This is a genomic window from Lysinibacillus sp. BNK-21, assembly GCF_048684915.1.
Lineage (GTDB): Bacteria > Bacillota > Bacilli > Bacillales_A > Planococcaceae > Lysinibacillus > Lysinibacillus capsici.
The window spans coordinates 4,659,799-4,677,900 of sequence record NZ_JBLQTS010000001.1 but is presented as its reverse complement, the minus strand read 5'-3'; the positions used below and the strand labels follow the sequence as shown (position 1 = coordinate 4,677,900).

General features: G+C 37.5%; 19 protein-coding genes and 1 pseudogene. 6 read left to right on the top strand and 14 right to left on the bottom strand.

Features of this window, described 5'->3' with window-relative positions; translation table 11 throughout:
• Positions 1–963, top strand: a complete 963-nt coding sequence (corA, locus tag ACMGGO_RS23380) for a magnesium/cobalt transporter CorA (RefSeq protein WP_259420053.1) — start codon at positions 1–3, stop codon at positions 961–963.
• A 44-nt stretch (positions 964–1,007) separates the two neighbouring features.
• Here the strand turns inward: corA and ACMGGO_RS23375 are convergent, their stop codons facing one another.
• Positions 1,008–1,217 carry a hypothetical protein gene (locus ACMGGO_RS23375; RefSeq protein WP_066038316.1) on the bottom strand — a complete coding sequence of 70 codons (210 nt, stop codon included), beginning with the start codon at positions 1,215–1,217 and terminating at the stop codon, positions 1,008–1,010.
• A 270-nt stretch (positions 1,218–1,487) separates the two neighbouring features.
• Between ACMGGO_RS23375 and ACMGGO_RS23370 the strand changes: the two are divergent.
• Positions 1,488–2,048 (top strand): annotated as a pseudogene (locus ACMGGO_RS23370) (protoglobin domain-containing protein); the annotation flags it as partial.
• Entirely contained in the window at positions 2,031–2,813 is a 783-nt protein-coding gene (locus ACMGGO_RS23365) for a methyl-accepting chemotaxis protein (protein WP_231595752.1), read from the top strand. The pseudogene ACMGGO_RS23370 and the gene ACMGGO_RS23365, both read left to right, overlap by 18 nt.
• Positions 2,814–2,850: 37 nt before the next feature.
• Here ACMGGO_RS23365 and ACMGGO_RS23360 read toward each other — a convergent pair whose 3' ends face one another.
• From ACMGGO_RS23360 to ACMGGO_RS23350, 3 genes are all read right to left on the bottom strand, one after another.
• Positions 2,851–3,330, bottom strand: a complete 480-nt coding sequence (locus ACMGGO_RS23360) for an acyl-CoA thioesterase (RefSeq protein WP_004233566.1) — start codon at positions 3,328–3,330, stop codon at positions 2,851–2,853.
• Positions 3,331–3,399: 69 nt separating this feature from the next.
• Positions 3,400–4,827, bottom strand: coding sequence for an aldehyde dehydrogenase family protein (locus ACMGGO_RS23355; RefSeq protein ID WP_259420052.1), 1,428 nt, complete (start codon positions 4,825–4,827; stop codon positions 3,400–3,402).
• 43 nt (positions 4,828–4,870) lie between these two features.
• Positions 4,871–5,839 (bottom strand): DUF4003 domain-containing protein, encoded by a 969-nt coding sequence (locus tag ACMGGO_RS23350; protein WP_259420051.1) that lies wholly within the window; start codon positions 5,837–5,839, stop codon positions 4,871–4,873.
• A 159-nt stretch (positions 5,840–5,998) separates the two neighbouring features.
• Between ACMGGO_RS23350 and ACMGGO_RS23345 the strand changes: the two genes are divergently transcribed.
• Complete coding sequence (locus ACMGGO_RS23345; RefSeq protein ID WP_255409636.1) at positions 5,999–6,124, top strand: hypothetical protein; 126 nt, start codon at positions 5,999–6,001, stop codon at positions 6,122–6,124.
• Between the two features lie 152 nt (positions 6,125–6,276).
• Here the strand turns inward: ACMGGO_RS23345 and ACMGGO_RS23340 are convergent, their stop codons facing one another.
• Both ACMGGO_RS23340 and adh read right to left on the bottom strand, forming a co-directional pair.
• Positions 6,277–6,636, bottom strand: coding sequence for a DUF779 domain-containing protein (locus ACMGGO_RS23340; RefSeq protein WP_048395522.1), 360 nt, complete (start codon positions 6,634–6,636; stop codon positions 6,277–6,279).
• Between the two features lie 21 nt (positions 6,637–6,657).
• The gene (gene adh / locus ACMGGO_RS23335; RefSeq protein ID WP_004233561.1) at positions 6,658–8,178 is read right to left on the bottom strand and encodes an aldehyde dehydrogenase; all 1,521 of its coding nucleotides are present in this window, start codon (positions 8,176–8,178) and stop codon (positions 6,658–6,660) included.
• A gap of 241 nt (positions 8,179–8,419) precedes the next feature.
• On the opposite strand from adh, the gene rluF reads away from it, so the two are divergent.
• Complete coding sequence (rluF, locus tag ACMGGO_RS23330; RefSeq protein WP_326141069.1) at positions 8,420–9,121, top strand: 23S rRNA pseudouridine(2604) synthase RluF; 702 nt, start codon at positions 8,420–8,422, stop codon at positions 9,119–9,121.
• Between the two features lie 27 nt (positions 9,122–9,148).
• Positions 9,149–9,868, top strand: coding sequence for a DUF6904 family protein (locus tag ACMGGO_RS23325; protein ID WP_054548949.1), 720 nt, complete (start codon positions 9,149–9,151; stop codon positions 9,866–9,868).
• Positions 9,869–9,909: 41 nt separating this feature from the next.
• On the opposite strand, the gene ACMGGO_RS23320 is transcribed toward ACMGGO_RS23325, so the two are convergent.
• The 8 genes from ACMGGO_RS23320 to ACMGGO_RS23285 all read right to left on the bottom strand — a co-directional run bounded on the left by ACMGGO_RS23320 (position 9,910) and on the right by ACMGGO_RS23285 (position 18,077).
• Entirely contained in the window at positions 9,910–10,407 is a 498-nt protein-coding gene (locus tag ACMGGO_RS23320; protein ID WP_054548948.1) for a cupin domain-containing protein, read from the bottom strand.
• Between the two features lie 115 nt (positions 10,408–10,522).
• Positions 10,523–11,230, bottom strand: coding sequence for an ABC transporter ATP-binding protein (locus ACMGGO_RS23315; RefSeq protein ID WP_048395515.1), 708 nt, complete (start codon positions 11,228–11,230; stop codon positions 10,523–10,525).
• Positions 11,230–12,009 carry an ABC transporter ATP-binding protein gene (locus tag ACMGGO_RS23310; RefSeq protein ID WP_048395513.1) on the bottom strand — a complete coding sequence of 260 codons (780 nt, stop codon included), beginning with the start codon at positions 12,007–12,009 and terminating at the stop codon, positions 11,230–11,232. Before ACMGGO_RS23310 ends, ACMGGO_RS23315 begins: the two co-directional genes overlap by 1 nt.
• A complete protein-coding gene (locus ACMGGO_RS23305; RefSeq protein ID WP_420282300.1) occupies positions 12,009–12,944 on the bottom strand; it encodes a branched-chain amino acid ABC transporter permease in 936 nt (311 codons plus the stop codon). The genes ACMGGO_RS23310 and ACMGGO_RS23305 overlap by 1 nt, the downstream gene beginning before the upstream one ends.
• Positions 12,945–12,956: 12 nt before the next feature.
• A complete protein-coding gene (locus tag ACMGGO_RS23300; RefSeq protein WP_016992164.1) occupies positions 12,957–13,832 on the bottom strand; it encodes a branched-chain amino acid ABC transporter permease in 876 nt (291 codons plus the stop codon).
• Positions 13,833–13,978: 146 nt separating this feature from the next.
• A complete protein-coding gene (locus ACMGGO_RS23295) occupies positions 13,979–15,199 on the bottom strand; it encodes an ABC transporter substrate-binding protein (protein WP_016992165.1) in 1,221 nt (406 codons plus the stop codon).
• A 403-nt stretch (positions 15,200–15,602) separates the two neighbouring features.
• Entirely contained in the window at positions 15,603–16,205 is a 603-nt protein-coding gene (locus ACMGGO_RS23290; RefSeq protein WP_054548946.1) for a hypothetical protein, read from the bottom strand.
• 87 nt (positions 16,206–16,292) lie between these two features.
• The gene (locus tag ACMGGO_RS23285) at positions 16,293–18,077 is read right to left on the bottom strand and encodes a CotH kinase family protein (RefSeq protein ID WP_420282299.1); all 1,785 of its coding nucleotides are present in this window, start codon (positions 18,075–18,077) and stop codon (positions 16,293–16,295) included.
• Positions 18,078–18,102 lie beyond the last annotated feature (25 nt).

Sequence of the window (18,102 nt, the reverse complement as noted above, 5' to 3'; positions counted from 1 at the left end):
GTGATAAGCACCATTGGCATTACAAAGCAACAACAATTGTTAAAGGATTTTCCATTAGAAGAGATACATCAGCAAGAATTTGAATGGTATTGGGTTGATTTTAATTGTCCTACAGCCGAGGAGGAATCATTGTTGGATACATTTTTCCACTTTCACCCTCTCGCTATTGAAGATTGCTTAATGAGGTTGCAGCGTCCTAAGCTCGATTTTTATGATGATTTTCATTTCTTTGTCATTCATCGGGTAAACGAAGAGACGTTAGCTGCGGAGGAGGTTAATATTTTTGCCTCCAATAAATTCATCATAACCTTCCATAAAAATTCTGTCCCTGAGATAGAGAAGGTGCAAAAGATGCTGGAAAACCAACCGAAGAATTGGGAGCGAGGTACTGTATACCTAACGTATCAAACTATCGATAAAATTGTTGACAGTTATTTTCCACTCGTTTATAAAATTGAAGATCATCTAAATGCTTTAGAAGGTGAACTTACATACCAAAGTAATGTAAATGCCATGAAAATTGTCTTCGAGTTCCGTAGTGACTTGCTTGACTTAAGACGTACTATTTTACCAATGCGTGATCTCTTATATCGCATTCTCAATTCTTACCGTTTCTCACTAAAAAAATCGGAGAGAGCTTATTTTGGAGATATCTACGACCATCTACTTAAGCTAACAGAGATGGTTGAATCTAATCGAGAGCTTACAGCAGACATGCGGGATAGTTATATGGCTATGAGTTCTAGCAGAATGAATGGCATTATGATGACTTTAACAATTGTATCAACTATCTTTATACCACTTACCTTCATTGCTGGTGTGTATGGGATGAATTTCGATAACATGCCTGAGCTACATGGGCAATACAGCTATTTTATTGTACTTGGGATTATGATAATTATCGTTATCTTTATGTTGGCTGTCTTTAAACATAAAGGCTGGTTTAAACTGTTTAAACCATAAAAAGACTGCTCGTTTTAATGAAAACGAGCAGTTTTTTTAATCTATTAATACGGTCCTCTGTCATCAATCTTATTATCACCCTGCTGTGGAAATAAAAAGTAGGCTAATACCCCTGATCCCAAAGCTGCACATATGGTAATTAATAATTGCTCAATATCTGGTACCTCAGCATGATAGTTTCGTAGCATATAAACAGAACCAATGGCAACAATCACCATGACAGGAATAACAAATTTAAAACGTTTTTTCTCCATACCACCCCTCCTTCCATTTTTTATTTTCGTACGATTTTTAGATTGCTAAACAGTTCGTATTTTACAGGTTTCCTATTTTAAATTCAAATTTACATCGCTTCACCATTTGGACTAACAATAAAGTAAAAAAATAAAGAAATATCCAATTTTTTAACCAAATATTCAGCAAATAATAGTAAAATAGATTTAATCCCATTTATTTATTAAATATACAAACCTAACAAATTTCAAAAGTGCTTATTTACTTACAATTTATTATGGATATTAAGAATGGAGCAAATAATAATGAGTTGGTTTTCAAAAAATAGTAGTTCTAGCTACGCAATTACATTAACACCTGAAAATTTTAAGAGCGGTGTACAGTTAGATGTATTGAACCACCCCAATCTTCAAAAACAATTACAACTTTTAAATTTAACACTTGAGGATTTAGCTATCATTAAGCAGCTACAGCCTTTAGCTAAAGACTTAATTCCTGAAATGGTGGAGAAATTTTATGCAGCCATTAGTTTGAGCCAAGATTTACTTGATATTATTAATAGAACATCACATATTGATCGTTTGAAAATCACGTTACATAAACATTTAAGTGACATTTTTGAAAGTCATATTAATGATGCCTACATTGCTGAGCGAAAAGCCATTGCTGAGGCTCACGTTCGAATTGGCTTGCAGTCAAAGTGGTATATTGCCTCATTCCAGTCACTCACTACTACTTTTGCAAACTTTGTGAACGAGGTGGATATTTCTAAAACAGATGCTATTCGTGCTATAAACGCTTTTTGTAAAATCATTAATTTTGAGCAACAACTCGTGATTGAGGCATATGAAAAAGAGGAAGAACGTATTCGCTCAGCAGCAGATGCAACAAAAAATTCCCTTGTAACGACGATCCAAAGTACTGCAGAAGAGCTTAATGCCATTAGTGAAGAAACAGCCGCATCATTATTAGTGATTTCCTCACAAACAGATGATATTGCTGTAGCAACCAAGCAAGGATTGAACTTCGTAGCAGATACACAAGAAAAATCAAGACGAGGCCAACAGCAATTGAAAGAACAAAATGATTTAATCCAAGTTATTTTGCAAAGTGTCAATGGTCTTGAGGTAACGATGAACCAACTACGTACCTCTTCTCAAAAAATTTCTGAAATCGTTGGGCTAGTTACAGGCATTGCTGATCAAACCAATTTATTAGCATTAAATGCTTCTATTGAGGCTGCACGAGCTGGAGAACATGGGAAAGGTTTTGCAGTAGTGGCTGAGGAAGTTCGTAAACTTGCGGAGGAAACAAAAAATGCCGTCCAAAATGTTTCTCACCTTATTAAGGAAACAGAAAGTAATATTACGACTATGGCTAATTCAGTTACTAATGTTGATCAAAAAATTCAACATAGTGTCAATACACAAGAAAGTTTATCCAAGTCATTTAATGATATTGCTGATGCAGTTTCTGGCATTCAGCAGCAATACGTAAATACATCGAGAGATATTTCAGCTATATCTAATTTAATCACTGAATTATCGCAAGGTGCTACACTAGTCTCTTCTTCTTCCGACTCGCTCATTAATGTTGTCAATGAACTAAATATGTAAAATAAAAAAGGGAACTCATTTGGAGTTCCCTTTTTCCTTAATGCGGCAATGCACGTTTTTGTTTACGGTGCTCTCGTCTTGCTGGCCCAGTTTCAAATAAACGCTTCTCTTCATCTGTTTCAGGATAGATTGAGGGAACTGGTACGGGTTTCCCTTCCTCATTTACTGCAACCATCGTGACAAATGATTCTGTCGTTAATTTTTCCTCGCCAGTCTCAATATTGCGAGAAACAACGCGAACATAAACCTCCATTGAAGAACGTCCTGTAGACGAAACAATACTCTCGATTTCAAGAATATCTCCTACATGTGCAGCGGATAAAAAATCAACCGAGTCAATAGAAGCTGTCACTACAAGGCCTTTCGCATGTTTCATTGCTGTAATAGCAGCAATTTCATCAATATAAGCTAACACTCTTCCACCGAAAATAGAATTGTGATTATTTGTGTCTGGGGGTAATACGAGACGCGATTGAACCGTACGTGATTGGCTCATGGGTACAGCGTTGTTTGGCATAATTCTTGCAACTTCCCTTCTCATGTTGTTCTTTCGTCATCGTATCGCAGAAAAAGAGCTGATGCAAATTTAGAACGATTTTTTCATCGAAATAAATTTCATATCAGTCATTTCTTCTATAGCCCACTTAATTCCTTCACGTCCATAACCACTCATCTTTACTCCACCATATGGCATGTTATCTACTCGGAATGTCGGAATATCATTAATAATGACAGCACCAGCCTGTAATTCATCTGCTGCATATAAAGCATCTGACAATATATTCGTGTAAATACCTGCATTTAGGCCAAGGTCCGACTCATTTACAAGTCGAATTGCGTCGTCTAATGTTTCATATGAAACAATTGAGACGATTGGTGCGAATGTTTCCTGACAAACAATTTTCATATCAGCTGACACATTCTTCATAACTGTTGGCGTTAAAGTACGTTCAGTAAATACGCCTCCAGTTGCAATCATAGCCCCCTGTTCTTGTGCCTCCTCAATCCATTCCCTAATACGTTCCACTTCATTTGGATTTATCATGGCACTAACATCTGTTGTCTTCTCTAATGGATCTCCTACTATAAGCTTTTCTGTTTCTGCAACAAATGCTTTAGTAAATTCATCAATAATGGAGGAATGCACATATATACGTTGTAACGAAATGCATACTTGTCCAGCAAAGTTAAAAGCCCCGCTTACACAACGACTGATAATTTTATTTATTGGCGTAGATGGTTCGACAATTACTGCAGCATTAGAACCCAGCTCTAAAGTTACTTTACGTAAGCCTACTTTTTCTTTAATCTTCAAACCAACCTTACCACTACCAGTAAAGGTTACTTTTTTGACATATGGATGTGTGACAAGCGTATCACTAAGCTCACCCCCACTTCCTGTCACAATTTGTAATGCCCCATCGGGTAATCCTGCATCTCGGAAAATTTCTGCCATAACGATAGCACTTAGTGGCGTTTGTGTTGCTGGCTTTAATACAACTGTATTGCCCACTGCAAACGCTGGGCCTAACTTGTGTGCCACTAAATTGAACGGAAAATTAAATGGCGTAATGGCTGATATTACACCTAAAGGTTCTCTTTTTGTCCAGCCAATTCGATCTCCTGCTCCAGGGGCTGCATCCATTGGAACAGTCTCACCTTTTGCCTGTTTAGCTCCTTCAGCTGCAAATTGATAGGTTGCGATTGTACGGTCAATTTCAGCTAAACCTGCAACAATAGGTTTTCCAGCCTCTAAGGCTAAAATCTCTGCAAGTTCTTCTTTTCTTTGTCGCATTATATCAACAACTTTATATAATATTTCGGCACGTTCGTAGGCTGTTGTCTTTTTAAACGATTGGAATGCCTGCTGCGCACCTTCGATAGCTTTTTCTACATCTTGAATAGATGCTTTAGCTACATGAGCAATAACCTCACCGCTATATGGAGAAGCTAGCTCATAGCTTTCCTCTGCATCATGCCACTGACCATTAATCCAAAGTTTTGTATCCTTCATCCTTCAAATGCACCTCCAAATAATCATGTTCTTCTTTATTCTATCACGAAGAACTTGAACTAGACGCAATGGCAGCTGCACTAACCGCTGCAATCATTGCTGCTTGCTGTGCTTGGATTAATAGCTCAATAGAAGACATAATGGTCATGGACAAAGACTTTTGTACCTTTGCCATATCATAAATAGCAAATTGTACAGCCATAAAGAGCACAAATTCACGATGCCATTTTAATAACTTCATGTCTTTTAATTCATGGTATAAATCAATCAACCCTTGAAGTTGTGCTTTATCCAGGTTAAGTATGGCTAAAAAGCCAAGTAAAGGATAATGCATAGCCTTGACTTTAACGTTTTGCTTTTTGAGCCCATCACGAAGGGTTACAACATCGGGTACTAGCTGACCATCAAATTTGGGTGATAAAAATGTTAATACCTGTGAAAGCCATTGGAGTTCATTGCCAGCATTAAAATTAGATGTTCTTAGTTCTTTATAGTATCGATTCATGGTATCCGCGCGCAATTCAACATCATCAGATGGACTGCTTAATAATATGACATAAGGAATGTCCTCATATGAGGTTAAAAATGGATGATGTTTACGAATAGCATCAAATAAGACTCTTGCCGCCTGTGCATGCGTCTTTTTATCCTGTTCATCTTCCGTCAAGAATTGTGCTCCAATATAGCTAAAATTGCCGCTTCTGAATTTCGCTTCCTTTAAGATGCTCACATTTGTAAGTAAATTCTTCACTGCCTTTTCTGCATCATCTTGCTCCATGAGGTTGGCAGCAATACTATATCCAACGGTTGTCCGTAAAGGAGACAGCCATGAAGATTGCTTCTTCATCTCTTGTAAAACATTTTTATACTTCGTTGCATCAAAAGTTTTTCCTGAGGCTACAAATGTACTAGCAATAGCTAATACAATTTTACGGTCCACCGTCCAGCCTGCAGCCTTTGATACCTCCTCTACTGTATTGGCAAATTCATTTTCAATCATCACATAATCCATATTTATCACACTCCTTTACCCGTTTTACGTAACATAATGTGAGAAAGATTCACCCTCTTTGTAACAATTAACATAAAAAGTAAACATAATTTAATGTATGTTACTTACTTTATTTGATTTAATAGAAAATATTAACAACCTATAAAGGAGGTATGGCCGATGTTAGCAAAAACCACAAAGAAACTATTATTTACCATGACCTTAAAGGATCGATTAAATCTATTCCTTTTCCTAAAAAATTCATCCAATAATATCGCTTTACATACTCTTTTCCATAAAAATTAATATCAAAACACTTGAACGACCAAAATCAATATTCATCATTCCTATAAGAAAAGAGTCATGTGTCCTAAAGCCTCCCTTTCCATACAATAACTTTTCTACTTCCAGATAAAAAAACAGCGGCAGAAAAACTTTGCCGCTGTACAGATAACTTGTTAAATTAACCCTAGCTCTTGCAGTTCTTCAGAGTTGAAGGCTCTTGACCTTGTTAGGAAACGTTTTCCTTCTACGCCCTCGAGTGAAAACATGCCGCCTCTGCCGTCCACCACATCCAATATGATTTGTGTATGCTTCCAGTAATCATATTGATTTTTGTGCATATAGAAAGGGGCACCACCCACTACACCAAGGCACACATCCTGATCTCCTATTAGCAAATCCCCTTCTGGATAACACATTGGTGAGGAGCCATCACAGCATCCGCCTGATTGATGAAACATAACGGGCCCATGTTTCTCTTTTAATAGATCGATTAGTGCTAGCGCTTCTTCCGTAGCTAATACACGTTCAACCACGCTAATGCACCTCCCTACGAATTAGAAGAAACCAAGTTTGTTTTCGCTATAGCTAACTAATAAGTTTTTCGTTTGTTGGTAATGCGCTAACATCATTTTATGATTTTCACGACCAACACCCGACATTTTGTAGCCACCGAATGCAGCATGTGCAGGATATGCGTGGTAACAGTTTGTCCAAACACGACCAGCTTGAATTTCACGACCGAAGCGATATGCCGTATTTATATCTCTCGTCCAAACACCTGATCCTAAACCATATAATGTATCATTCGCAATTTCCAATGCTTCCTCTTTCGTTTTAAATGTCGTGACAGCAACTACTGGTCCAAAAATTTCTTCTTGGAATATACGCATTTTATTATGTCCTTTGAAAACAGTTGGTTTAATGTAGTAGCCATTTTCGAAGCCTTCACCTACATTATTTTTGTCTCCTCCAATTAGACATTCTGCACCTTCTTGCTTACCAATATCTAAATAAGAAAGAATTTTTTCCATTTGCTCACTAGATGCCTGTGCACCCATCATTGTGTTTGGATCAAGTGGGTTGCCAACTTTAATGGCTTCTACTCGCTGTAATACGCGCTCCATAAATTTATCGTAAATTGATTCCTGAATCAGTGCACGGGAAGGACAAGTACATACTTCCCCTTGATTTAGAGCGAATAGCACAAAGCCTTCAACAGCTTTATCTAAAAAGGCATCATCTTTATCCATAATATCTTCAAAGAAAATGTTTGGCGACTTACCACCCAGTTCTAATGTTACTGGAATAAGGTTTTGAGAAGCATATTGCATAATTAAACGCCCTGTTGTTGTCTCACCTGTAAAGGCAATCTTACCAATGCGTGGATTTGATGCAAGCGGTTTCCCTGCTTCTAAGCCAAATCCATTCACAACATTAATGACACCTGGTGGTAGTAAATCTTCTATTAATTCTAAAAGCACCATAATAGATGCTGGTGTTTGTTCTGCAGGTTTTAATACGACACAGTTTCCAGCTGCAAGTGCTGGCGCAAGCTTCCATACAGCCATTAATAACGGGAAGTTCCAAGGTATAATTTGGCCAACTACGCCAATTGGCTCGTGGAAATGATAAGCAACTGTATCGTTATCTATTTGGCTTACTGAGCCCTCTTGAGCACGTAATACCCCAGCAAAATAACGAAAATGATCAATTGCAAGAGGGATGTCTGCATTTAATGTTTCGCGTACCGCTTTACCGTTATCCCATGTTTCAGCAACGGCTAGCTTTTCTAAATTTTGCTCGATACGGTCCGCAATTTTAAGTAAAATGTTTGCGCGTTCTGTTGGTGATGTTTTACCCCATGCATCCTTAGCAGCATGTGCCGCATCTAATGCATGTTCAATATCCTCAGCTGTGGAACGTGCTATTTGTGTAAAAACTTGTCCAGTAACAGGAGTAACGTTATCAAAGTATTGACCCTTCACTGGGGGTGTCCATTCGCCACCGATATAATTATCATATTTCTCTTTGAATTGAACTACCGATCCTTCAGTGTTTGGAAATGCATAAACCATTTTACTTCTCCCCTTTACACAATTTAATGAGAACTATCTACAAAAAACGTTATTTTATATCGGAATAACAATATTTTCATAGAAACCCTCTCACCTAATATATTGTCAGAAACATAAAATAATTTCAACTTTTTCAAAAACTTTTCCAACTAATTTATTTTTGCTAGAAAAGCTTCTAGCATTCACTGTATGTGCGACGTTAAGGTATACTTAAAAATAATATAAAATATAGGAGAACAATATGCGTATTAATAAATATTTAAGTGAAACAGGCATCATATCTCGTCGTGGTGCTGATAAATGGATAGCAGAAGGAAAGGTAACAATTAACGGAGAACTGGCAACAGTTGGTAGTCAAGTTGAAACAGGAGACATTGTTTGCGTGAATGGAAAAGAGGTAAAGAAAGAACAACAGCTTGTTTACATTGCTCTAAATAAACCTGTCGGCATTACAAGTACGACAGAGCGTCATATAAAAGGCAATGTTGTTGATTTTGTCAATCATCCTCTACGTATTTTTCATATCGGGCGTCTTGATAAGGAATCAGAGGGGCTATTATTATTAACGAATGATGGTGATATCGTCAATAAAATTCTACGTGCTGAAAATCATCATGAAAAAGAATACATTGTTCAAGTTGATAAGCCTATAACTGCGCAATTCATCCAAAAAATGGGTGCAGGTGTCGATATTTTAGATACAACAACCTTACCATGCCATGTGGAAAAGATTTCAGATAAAGTATTTAAAATCATTTTAGAGCAAGGCTTAAACCGCCAAATTCGCCGAATGTGCTCAGCACTAGGGTATTCCGTTAAGCGTCTACAACGCATTCGTATTATGAATATTAAGCTTGGTAATTTAAAGGTAGGGCAATGGCGTGATTTAACGGAGAAGGAACGAACAGAACTATTCAAACTACTCAATTACACACCAAAATAGATACATCCAAAGGGAGGGACGAGGACTATGATATCCATTCAAAGCACAGAACAACTAACAGGGGTACGAATTAGCGCGGATTATTGGGATTTAGATGAACTAATTAATGCTATTTATAAAGTAACTGGTGACGAAAATAAATACTATGATTATCAGGGTCCTCGACTACGTATTTTAAGCGTTTGCTATAAACTAAGACATGCTATGCTTGGTGAGCATCACCTAGAGTTTGTTAGTAATGGACTTAATAAGAGTGTTCTAACACAACATGAACTCATCTTTCCAAATAAGAATGTCTATTTTTCAACAGAAATTCTTTGGCCAGAAATTATCTTTAGTGCAATCGCATTAAATGATTTTATTGAACTGCACCAAAAATTAAACAATGCTTCTATATGGAATCATGAGATAGCTATTATTCGTAAATTTCAAGCGGCTATTGCTGAATGTTTAGAGCAGGAGGTAAGTGACGAAGATTATGTTGTGTTTTTAAGAATGTTACATGCTAAAAACCCCTTAACTTTCCGTTTTGCAACACAATACGTGGATGTTTTAAATCTAGAATATATTGAATTAAGTAAAGAGGAACGTCAGGCACATTTAGCTGCATTTGCTGTGCGATTAATGGTAGAGGACCATGAATATGTAGCATTAAAATCCCACCTGATGGAAGCAGCTATGGCAACGAAACAAGCATTACATGATATTCAAATTCAACTTAATTATCCTGAAGAAATACTGTGGTGAACGAATCATGCCGTCTCAAAATAATTGAGACGGCTGTTTTTCTATTCAATTGTTTTGTAGGCCATTTTATAAATAACTTCCTTGTGCTGAGGATAATCTACTAAAAGCTCTTCCTGTGTGAACAATTCAAAGTCCTCAAAGTCAAAGCCTGGCGCCACCATACATCCGACTAAACTAAACGTCTCAGATTCCTCCACCGACGAGCCGAAAATTGTATGCTTTGGCACTGCAAGCTGAGGGACTTCCCCCGCTTCTATATTCAAGCCAAGCTTCTTCGCTTCATATGTCCCATCTGGGAAAATCATATGAACTGTTAGTGGGCTTCCAGCGTGATAATACCATAGCTCGTCCGATTGTAGACGATGTAAATGTGAAATATCCTGTGAGCGCAGAAGGAAATATATACTAGTATAAATCGGTCTCTGTACATCTCTCACTGCTATATCGTCCGATGCACGGAACGATGAAATGTAATAGCCCCCTTCAGGATGTTCGGCTAACTTTAAATGTTCAATAAAATATTGTGCTGAATACTTCAAAAAGCATCACTCCTTTTTTCAACCTTACCAAAAAGTAAAGTGGAAATGCTACCTCTGATTTTCTTTCAACATACAAGCCAAAAAGGACATCTCAACGTGAGATGTCCTACCATTTTTATAATCCGCCTAAATAAGCTGCCTTTACTTGCTCACTCTCTTGTAGCTCTTTTGCTGAACCAGATAAAACAATACGCCCTGTTTCAAGTACATATGCACGGTTAGCGACAGATAATGCCATATTAGCATTTTGCTCTACAAGTAATACGGTTGTTCCTTCTTTATTAACCTGCTCAATAATATTGAAGATATTTTTCACCATCAACGGTGCAAGACCCATCGAAGGTTCATCCATTAATAACAGTTTTGGTTTTGCCATTAAGGCGCGCCCCATCGCCAGCATCTGCTGTTCCCCACCAGACAATGTACCTGACTGCTGTTTTCGGCGCTCTAATAATCGTGGAAATAACTCGAAAACATGATCCATATCTTTCTTAATACCTGCTTTATCATTACGCAGATACGCACCAAGCTCTAAGTTTTCCTCAACTGACATATTGGCAAAAACACGGCGTCCTTCTGGAACGTGAGAAATCCCTGATTTAACAATAGTCTGTGCCGCTTTCCCAGCTATCGAAAAGCCTTCGTATTCGATAATGCCACCTTTTGGCTTTAATAAACCTGACAATGTCTTTAAGAGCGTACTTTTTCCAGCACCATTTGCACCGATTAACGTTACAATTTCACCCTCGTTTACTTCTAAAGAGAGGCCCTTTAATGCTTGGATATTGCCATAAAAAACATCGATATTTTGTACTTTTAGCATTAGCCGATAACCTCCTCTCCAAGGTATGCTTCTATTACCTTTGGATTGTTGCGAATTTCTTCTGGTGTCCCGTCAGCGATTAATTGTCCGTGATCAAGTACGTAAATGCGCTCACAAATACCCATAACTAAGCTCATATCATGCTCAATCAGCAATATTGTTAAACCGAACTCTTTACGAATAAATGCAATTAGCTCCATTAAATCGTGAGTTTCTTGTGGGTTCATCCCTGCTGCTGGTTCATCCAATAGAAGCAGTTTGGGATTTGCTGCTAACGCACGAGCAATCTCTAAACGACGTTGCATCCCGTATGGCAAATTCTTAGCTAGCTCATCTTTATAGACATCTAAGCCAAAGATTTTTAAGAACTCAATGGACTGTTGCTCCATTTCGGCCTCACCTTTGAAATGCGTAGGTAAACGAAAAATAGAAGCCCACATAGAATGCTTTGCAAGTGAATGATTGGCTACCTTTACATTGTCAAGAACAGATAGCTCTTTAAATAATCGAATATTTTGGAACGTACGGCTGATCCCTTTCTGTGTAACCTGATAGGGAGCAAGTCCATTCAATTTCAGACCATTAAAAGTAATTGTACCTTCCGTAGGTGTATATACCCCTGTTAACATATTAAAGCTAGTTGTTTTTCCAGCTCCGTTTGGCCCAATAAGTCCTACCAACTCGCCTTGGTTAAGGTACATATTAACACCCTGTACTGCCTTTAAACCACCGAATTGAATACCCATATTTTCAACATTGATAAGAAGGTTTCCAGTCATTATTTCGTACCTCCCTTTTTACCAAACTTAAATAATTGTGTTATCTCTTTCGTTCCCATTAAGCCTGTTGGACGATAAAGCATCACGATAATTAATACTAAACTGTAAATAATCATACGCGTTTCTGGGAAGTTTGCTAGATAAGTAGACACGACTGTTAGGAAAATCGCAGCAATCACTGAACCAGAAAGACTTCCTAAACCACCAAGTACAACGTAAATTAAAATATCAAATGATTTTAAGAAACCGAATGTTGTCGGTTGAATAATGTAAAAGTTATGTGCAAAAATGGCTCCTGCTAGACCTGCGAAGAAAGACCCAATCGCAAATGCAACAACTTTATAGTAAGTTGTGTTAATACCCATCGCATCTGCTGCTATTTCATCTTCTCGAATGGAAATACACGCACGCCCATGACGAGAATTTGTAAAGTTTGAGATAACTAGAATCGTTAACACTACGCCAAAGAATGCGTATGTCCAGTTCGATAAATATTTAACCTGCATCCCTGCTGCGCCACCAACATAATCCGTATTTAAAAAGATAATACGAATGATCTCTGCAAATCCAAGTGTAGCAATCGCTAAGTAATCCCCTTTTAAACGAAGCGTTGGAATCCCTACGATTAAACCAGCAATTGCTGCTGCAGCAGCCCCTAATAAGATGGCCAATGGGAATGGTAACATTAACTTTGTTGTAATAATAGCGGATACATATGCTCCAACTGCAAGGAACCCAGCATGCCCAATTGAAAACTGTCCAGTAACACCAATAACAATATGCAAGCTGACAGCCAACATGATGTTAATACACATTGTGATCAACATATTTTTATAGTACAAATCAATTACTTCTGTTGTAATCAACAATTGTACAACTGCATAGATGACTAGCGCTATTACGGCATAGCCCCAGAAAACTTTAGACTTTTTCATAAAACCGCTCACCTACACTTTCTCACGGGCGTTTTTACCAAAGATACCCGATGGTCTGAAGATTAAGATTAAAATTAAAATAACGAATGCCGCTGCATCACGCCATAACGAGAAGCCAAGTGCACTTACTAAGGACTCTACAACACCTAGTAACATACCACCAACCATAGCGCCAGGGATGATACCAATACCACCAAGAACAGCTGCGATAAATGCTTTAACCCCAGGAATAACCCCCATTAACGGGTCAATTTTTGTATAATAAACCCCAAAGATAACACCTGCTGCACCAGCTAAAGCTGAACCAATCGCAAACGTTGCAGAGATTGTATTGTCAACGTTAATACCCATTAAGCGAGCTGCATCTGCATCGTGGGAAACGGCACGCATCGCTTTACCGATTTTTGTTTTATGTACGATGAATTGTAAAAGAATCATCAGTACAACTGCGACTGATAAAATTAAGATGGAAGTACTGCTGATTTGAACGCCAAAAATATCTAATGATTTGTTTTTGAAAACTTCAGGATATGCTGCTGGTTGTGCACCTCTGAAGAAAATTGTTGTATATTCAATTAATAGCGATACACCTATCGCTGTAATTAAAGCTGCGATACGTGTCGCATTTCGTAAACGTTTATAGGCAATACGTTCAATTAATACACCAAAAATTGCACAAACTAACATCGCCAATAATAATGCTGGGAAGAAACCAAGCTCCCATTTAGCAATAGCGTAAAAGCCAATAAATGACCCAATCATGAAGACATCACCATGAGCAAAGTTAATCAGCTTGATAATACCGTATACCATCGTATACCCTAACGCTATTAACGCGTAGATACTTCCAAGTGAAATACCGTTCACAAGTTGCTGTATCCATTCCATGCGCATTCACTCCTTTAAATTTTCTGAAAATTGAAAAATAAGTACATAGATCGATACTAAAAGTTATGTTTTGCTCTACGATTCTAGTTATCTAACACACAAAAAAGGAAGGCGTGTTTACCCGCCTCCCCCTTGCTTACAAAACATTAAGGATTAACTTTAGAGTTGAACACTTGTTTACCGTCTTTAAATTCAAGAACTGTTGCTGTTTTAATTGGGTTATGATTTTCGTCAACTGAGAAAGTACCTGTTACTAAAGAAAGATCTTTTGTTGCAGCTAATTCATTTTTAATTGCTTCCCCATCTGTAGAGCCTGCACGTTTAATTGCATCAGCAATGTAGTAAATTGTGTCATAACCAAGTGCGTTGAATGCGTCAGGCGCTTTGTCACCATTTGCCGCTTTAAATGCCTTTACGAAATCTTGAATTTTTTGATCTGGGTCTTCAGCAGAATAGTGGTTTGTGATGAATGTGTTATTCAATGCATCCGCGCCAGCTAATTCAATTAAAGTTGGAGAATCCCAACCATCAGCACCCATCAGAGGTACATCAATGCCCATTTCGCGTGCTTGTTTAACAATCAAACCTACTTCTTCATAATATCCAGGGATAAAGATAAAGTCTGGATTTGCCGCTTTAATATTTGTTAATTGTGTACGGAAATCTGTATCCTTCGCTACATAAGCTTCCTCTTTTACAACTTTTCCGCCACTCTTCGTAATCGTTTCTTTAAAGGATTTTGCTAAACCTTTTGCATAGTCTGATGCATTATCTGCAAAAATAGCTACATTTTTCGCATCTAGCTCACCTGAAGCAAAATTAGCTGCTACAATCCCCTGGAATGGGTCAATAAAGCATGTACGGAAAGCATATTCATTAACACTGCCATCCTCATTTACCGTGATATTCGGTGCTGTACCAGAACCCGTAACAATAGGAATTTTATTATCATTTGCAATTTGAACAGTAGCTACTGTATTACCTGAAGTTGCAGGTGCTAGCATTGCTACTACTTTATCCTGCGTTGCTAGTTTAATAGCAGCTGAAGTTGCTTCAGAGTTCTCTGATTTATTATCTACTTTAATAAGTTCAATTTTCTTACCATCAATACCGCCAGCATCATTAATTTCTTTTACAGCCAGTTCTGCACCTAGCCCAATAGAGGAACCATAAGATGCTACATTCCCTGAAAGCTCTAAGTTGGCACCGATTTTAATTGTATCGCCATCAGATGAACCTCCGCCTGATGATGAGCCTCCGCCAGAACTTGAATCGTCTCCGTTACCGCAACCAGCAAGAACACCAGCAAGTAATGAAGATGCTACTAAAAGTGAACCGAACTTCTTAAGCTTTTTGCTCTCTCTCATAATTAAATTCCCCCTGAAAATTTCTCAAATATTAGATATTTCTGATAATTATAAACAATTAAATTCATTTACTCAATAGCCAAAATAATTATTTATAACTATCTAAAAACAAAAGAAAATATTATTCATATAAGCCTTTTTCATTGTAAAACATTCTTTATATTTAGTCTAGAGTGATTTTTCAGTATAATTAGTTATTTATGAATTATCTTTTAATTCAAACTATAGACTAGTACAAAACTATCAGATGAAATTGTTTTTTCAACATAAAGTCTGCTTGATTTATAGAATATCTTCCTCTATTACAATTATTTCCCTGAAAATAATCAAAAGAATACGAATAACTAATTGCTAATATCTGTACTGCTAACAAGAAAAAGCTTAGAGTGGGTTTCCCCATACTCTAAGCTTTTTTTAATTCAAAGACACAAAGGCGCTCATTAATATTTGTTTCATTTTCTAAATGCACTTCATGAAGCAACTCAAATGGTGTTCCATGATGTAAAAATTGTAAATAATCGTAAGGCGGATAATATAAAATTATATGAATATCTCGCATTCGCTGCTCATAGGATTTCCAAATATTGTGAATGACTGTGCGGAAAATATGGATTGAAAAAGGATTAAAAAAGAAAAACACATTATCACGTGACTTTATTTCATATGATTCGGCTATTGTATGAATAAACTTAATAGGGGCATGTGCTCTCATTTTTTGAAGATAACTACGTTTATTTTCTTCAGCCTCCGTATAAAACCCTGCATCCATTTCTATCCCAATGGTTGGTATATGGAACTTATGGTGCACATAAATAGGAACTCGCCCTTTCCCGCACCCCATATCAATAAATACTGGATTGTCAGGCATCTGATACGCAGCGAATAATTGCTCCAATCCTCTGTAGGGTGTTGGCTCATAACGATGATAGTGTGCAAGCTTAGGAAAGCCATATTGCTCTCCCACCGTGTTTATATGCAAATGTTTATCAAATTGCTGTTCATTCATATGAAAGGACTCCTCAGAAAAGAATGCTTTATTTTAACACGATAAAAAGCAAAAACCATACCCAAAGATATTGGATATGGTTATTTTCTAACGACCTCTACGTTTAAATTTAACAACAAAGAGAAGTGCAAGAAGGAGTAGCACTAGGCATGTAATGGCTGTAAACATTGTATTTTTATCAATAACAGGCTCGTGATTCGCAGCTTCACTATTCGCACTAGGCATTCCCATTGGGGCTCCATTTCCATCAGGAGGTTGCATTTGTTCTCCATTTTGTCCATTTCTCGGACCCTCGCCCTCTCTATTAAAAGGTGGGCTCTTTGATGGATCAAAGTCCTCTGGTAGCTGACTTGGATCAAAATCATCTGGCATCCAATCCATTTCACCATTTTCACTTGGTATTGGCATACCCATATTGCCCTGAGAAGACGTAGATGCTTCCACAACAAGCTCCCCAGACAGTTGCTTTAATATAGATTCTGAGCGCTGTTTGGCAAATTCCGGCAAGCTATTTTCACCTTCAACTGCTTCTAAAAACTGCTCCGTAGTAGAGAATTTGGTTGGATCCGCCTCCACATAAGTAGTTAATAAGACAGCTAACTTTTTAGTAATGGATTGCACATACTCTTCTGTTAAATAAGTTGTCGCTAGTTCTTCTAAATAACCTTCATATTTGTCACGATATTCATCATTCGAAAGCAATGCCTTCAAGAGTGGCCGCTCCTCTAATGTTGTGCCAGAAACAGGTGTTGTCACACTAAAATTAATAGCACTATCATTTATTAGATTGCCCGACATGCCCATTCCCATGTCAACGCCGCCACCTCGTTGTTGCTGCATACCCCCATCGCCAGTTTGATCGGGTTGTCCATTGTTTTGTGCCACTGGTTTTTCCATATTAGTAGTAACGTCAGCTTGATTTTCACCGTTTCCTCCTGCTATTCTACCGCCTCCAGCCCCAAAGCCACCAAAGGACATGTTGTAATCCCAAGGAATAATAGAAAACACACCGTTCTGTTCATATAAATAATAGTTATGTTTCATATTCCCTTGATAACTATCTAAATTCACAAGTGCTGTGTTGACGGCAAAATAACGTAACATTTCATCCACATCGATATACTTTTCTATGTCTCCACCATTATTAATTGCGTCTAGCATTTCAACTAATTTGGATTGATTAATATTACCTTCATTTGTTTTTAATCCGATACCTGTATAGTCTTCGATATCGTCGCTTATATATTTTAAATCGCTGCCTGTCCCATCTGGCTTAAATAAAAAACCATCATTAGAGCCGTAATTATTAGCCAGGAATGTCTCATCCACAGCTTCTACCCCTAAGAACAAACCACGCTCCTCACCATTCACTGTGACATACATATAGGAGTGTGCTGGTGTTGGTAAACCCATTTGCTCCATCAGTTCATAGGAGATATACTCTCTCATTAATGTAGAGTCACTATAATTATTGTTTAAATTAAATTTTTTTAAGCCATACAAGCTTTGTGTATCATCATAATAATCAAAATCGATTTTTAAGCTATAGCGATCTGAGTCACTATTGACAACCGATCGTAATGATAGATTGCCCTTTGTACGAATAGCAACATTCTCAACTTTCTTGCCGTTTACTGTAATATCTGCTTGTTTTAATTCTTCAGCAGAAGCATTTTCGAGCATGTCAGCCCAATCTTCCTCAGCAATTTCAATATCAACTGTTGTTACTTTATTTTTATTAAATACTATATTCTCATAGGAGAACTCAGAATTTTTCGTTTCAATGCCTACATTCGGAAGTACAGCATATATCACGACAAAGAGAAGGAGTAAAATCACCATGCATAGATAGACAATTCGTGTTTTAATCATAGCCGTCACCTCTCATCGTAGTTCT

What these genes read in the sequence shown, in the direction of transcription:
- ACMGGO_RS23375 (WP_066038316.1), bottom strand. Translation starts at nt 1,217, where the DNA reads ATGGAGAAAAAACGTTTTAAATTTGTTATTCCTGTCATGGTGATTGTT.
- adh (WP_004233561.1), bottom strand. Translation starts at nt 8,178, where the DNA reads ATGGTTTATGCATTTCCAAACACTGAAGGATCGGTAGTTCAATTCAAA.
- ACMGGO_RS23315 (WP_048395515.1), bottom strand. Translation starts at nt 11,230, where the DNA reads ATGCTAAAAGTACAAAATATCGATGTTTTTTATGGCAATATCCAAGCA.
- ACMGGO_RS23310 (WP_048395513.1), bottom strand. Translation starts at nt 12,009, where the DNA reads ATGACTGGAAACCTTCTTATCAATGTTGAAAATATGGGTATTCAATTC.
- ACMGGO_RS23290 (WP_054548946.1), bottom strand. Translation starts at nt 16,205, where the DNA reads ATGAATGAACAGCAATTTGATAAACATTTGCATATAAACACGGTGGGA.
- ACMGGO_RS23355 (WP_259420052.1), bottom strand. Translation starts at nt 4,827, where the DNA reads ATGAAGGATACAAAACTTTGGATTAATGGTCAGTGGCATGATGCAGAG.
- ACMGGO_RS23350 (WP_259420051.1), bottom strand. Translation starts at nt 5,839, where the DNA reads ATGGATTATGTGATGATTGAAAATGAATTTGCCAATACAGTAGAGGAG.
- ACMGGO_RS23295 (WP_016992165.1), bottom strand. Translation starts at nt 15,199, where the DNA reads ATGAGAGAGAGCAAAAAGCTTAAGAAGTTCGGTTCACTTTTAGTAGCA.
- ACMGGO_RS23305 (WP_420282300.1), bottom strand. Translation starts at nt 12,944, where the DNA reads ATGAAAAAGTCTAAAGTTTTCTGGGGCTATGCCGTAATAGCGCTAGTC.
- ACMGGO_RS23300 (WP_016992164.1), bottom strand. Translation starts at nt 13,832, where the DNA reads ATGGAATGGATACAGCAACTTGTGAACGGTATTTCACTTGGAAGTATC.
- ACMGGO_RS23285 (WP_420282299.1), bottom strand. Translation starts at nt 18,077, where the DNA reads ATGATTAAAACACGAATTGTCTATCTATGCATGGTGATTTTACTCCTT.
- ACMGGO_RS23360 (WP_004233566.1), bottom strand. Translation starts at nt 3,330, where the DNA reads ATGCCAAACAACGCTGTACCCATGAGCCAATCACGTACGGTTCAATCG.
- ACMGGO_RS23345 (WP_255409636.1), top strand. Translation starts at nt 5,999, where the DNA reads ATGTTAGCAAAAACCACAAAGAAACTATTATTTACCATGACCTTAAAG.
- rluF (WP_326141069.1), top strand. Translation starts at nt 8,420, where the DNA reads ATGCGTATTAATAAATATTTAAGTGAAACAGGCATCATATCTCGTCGT.
- ACMGGO_RS23325 (WP_054548949.1), top strand. Translation starts at nt 9,149, where the DNA reads ATGATATCCATTCAAAGCACAGAACAACTAACAGGGGTACGAATTAGC.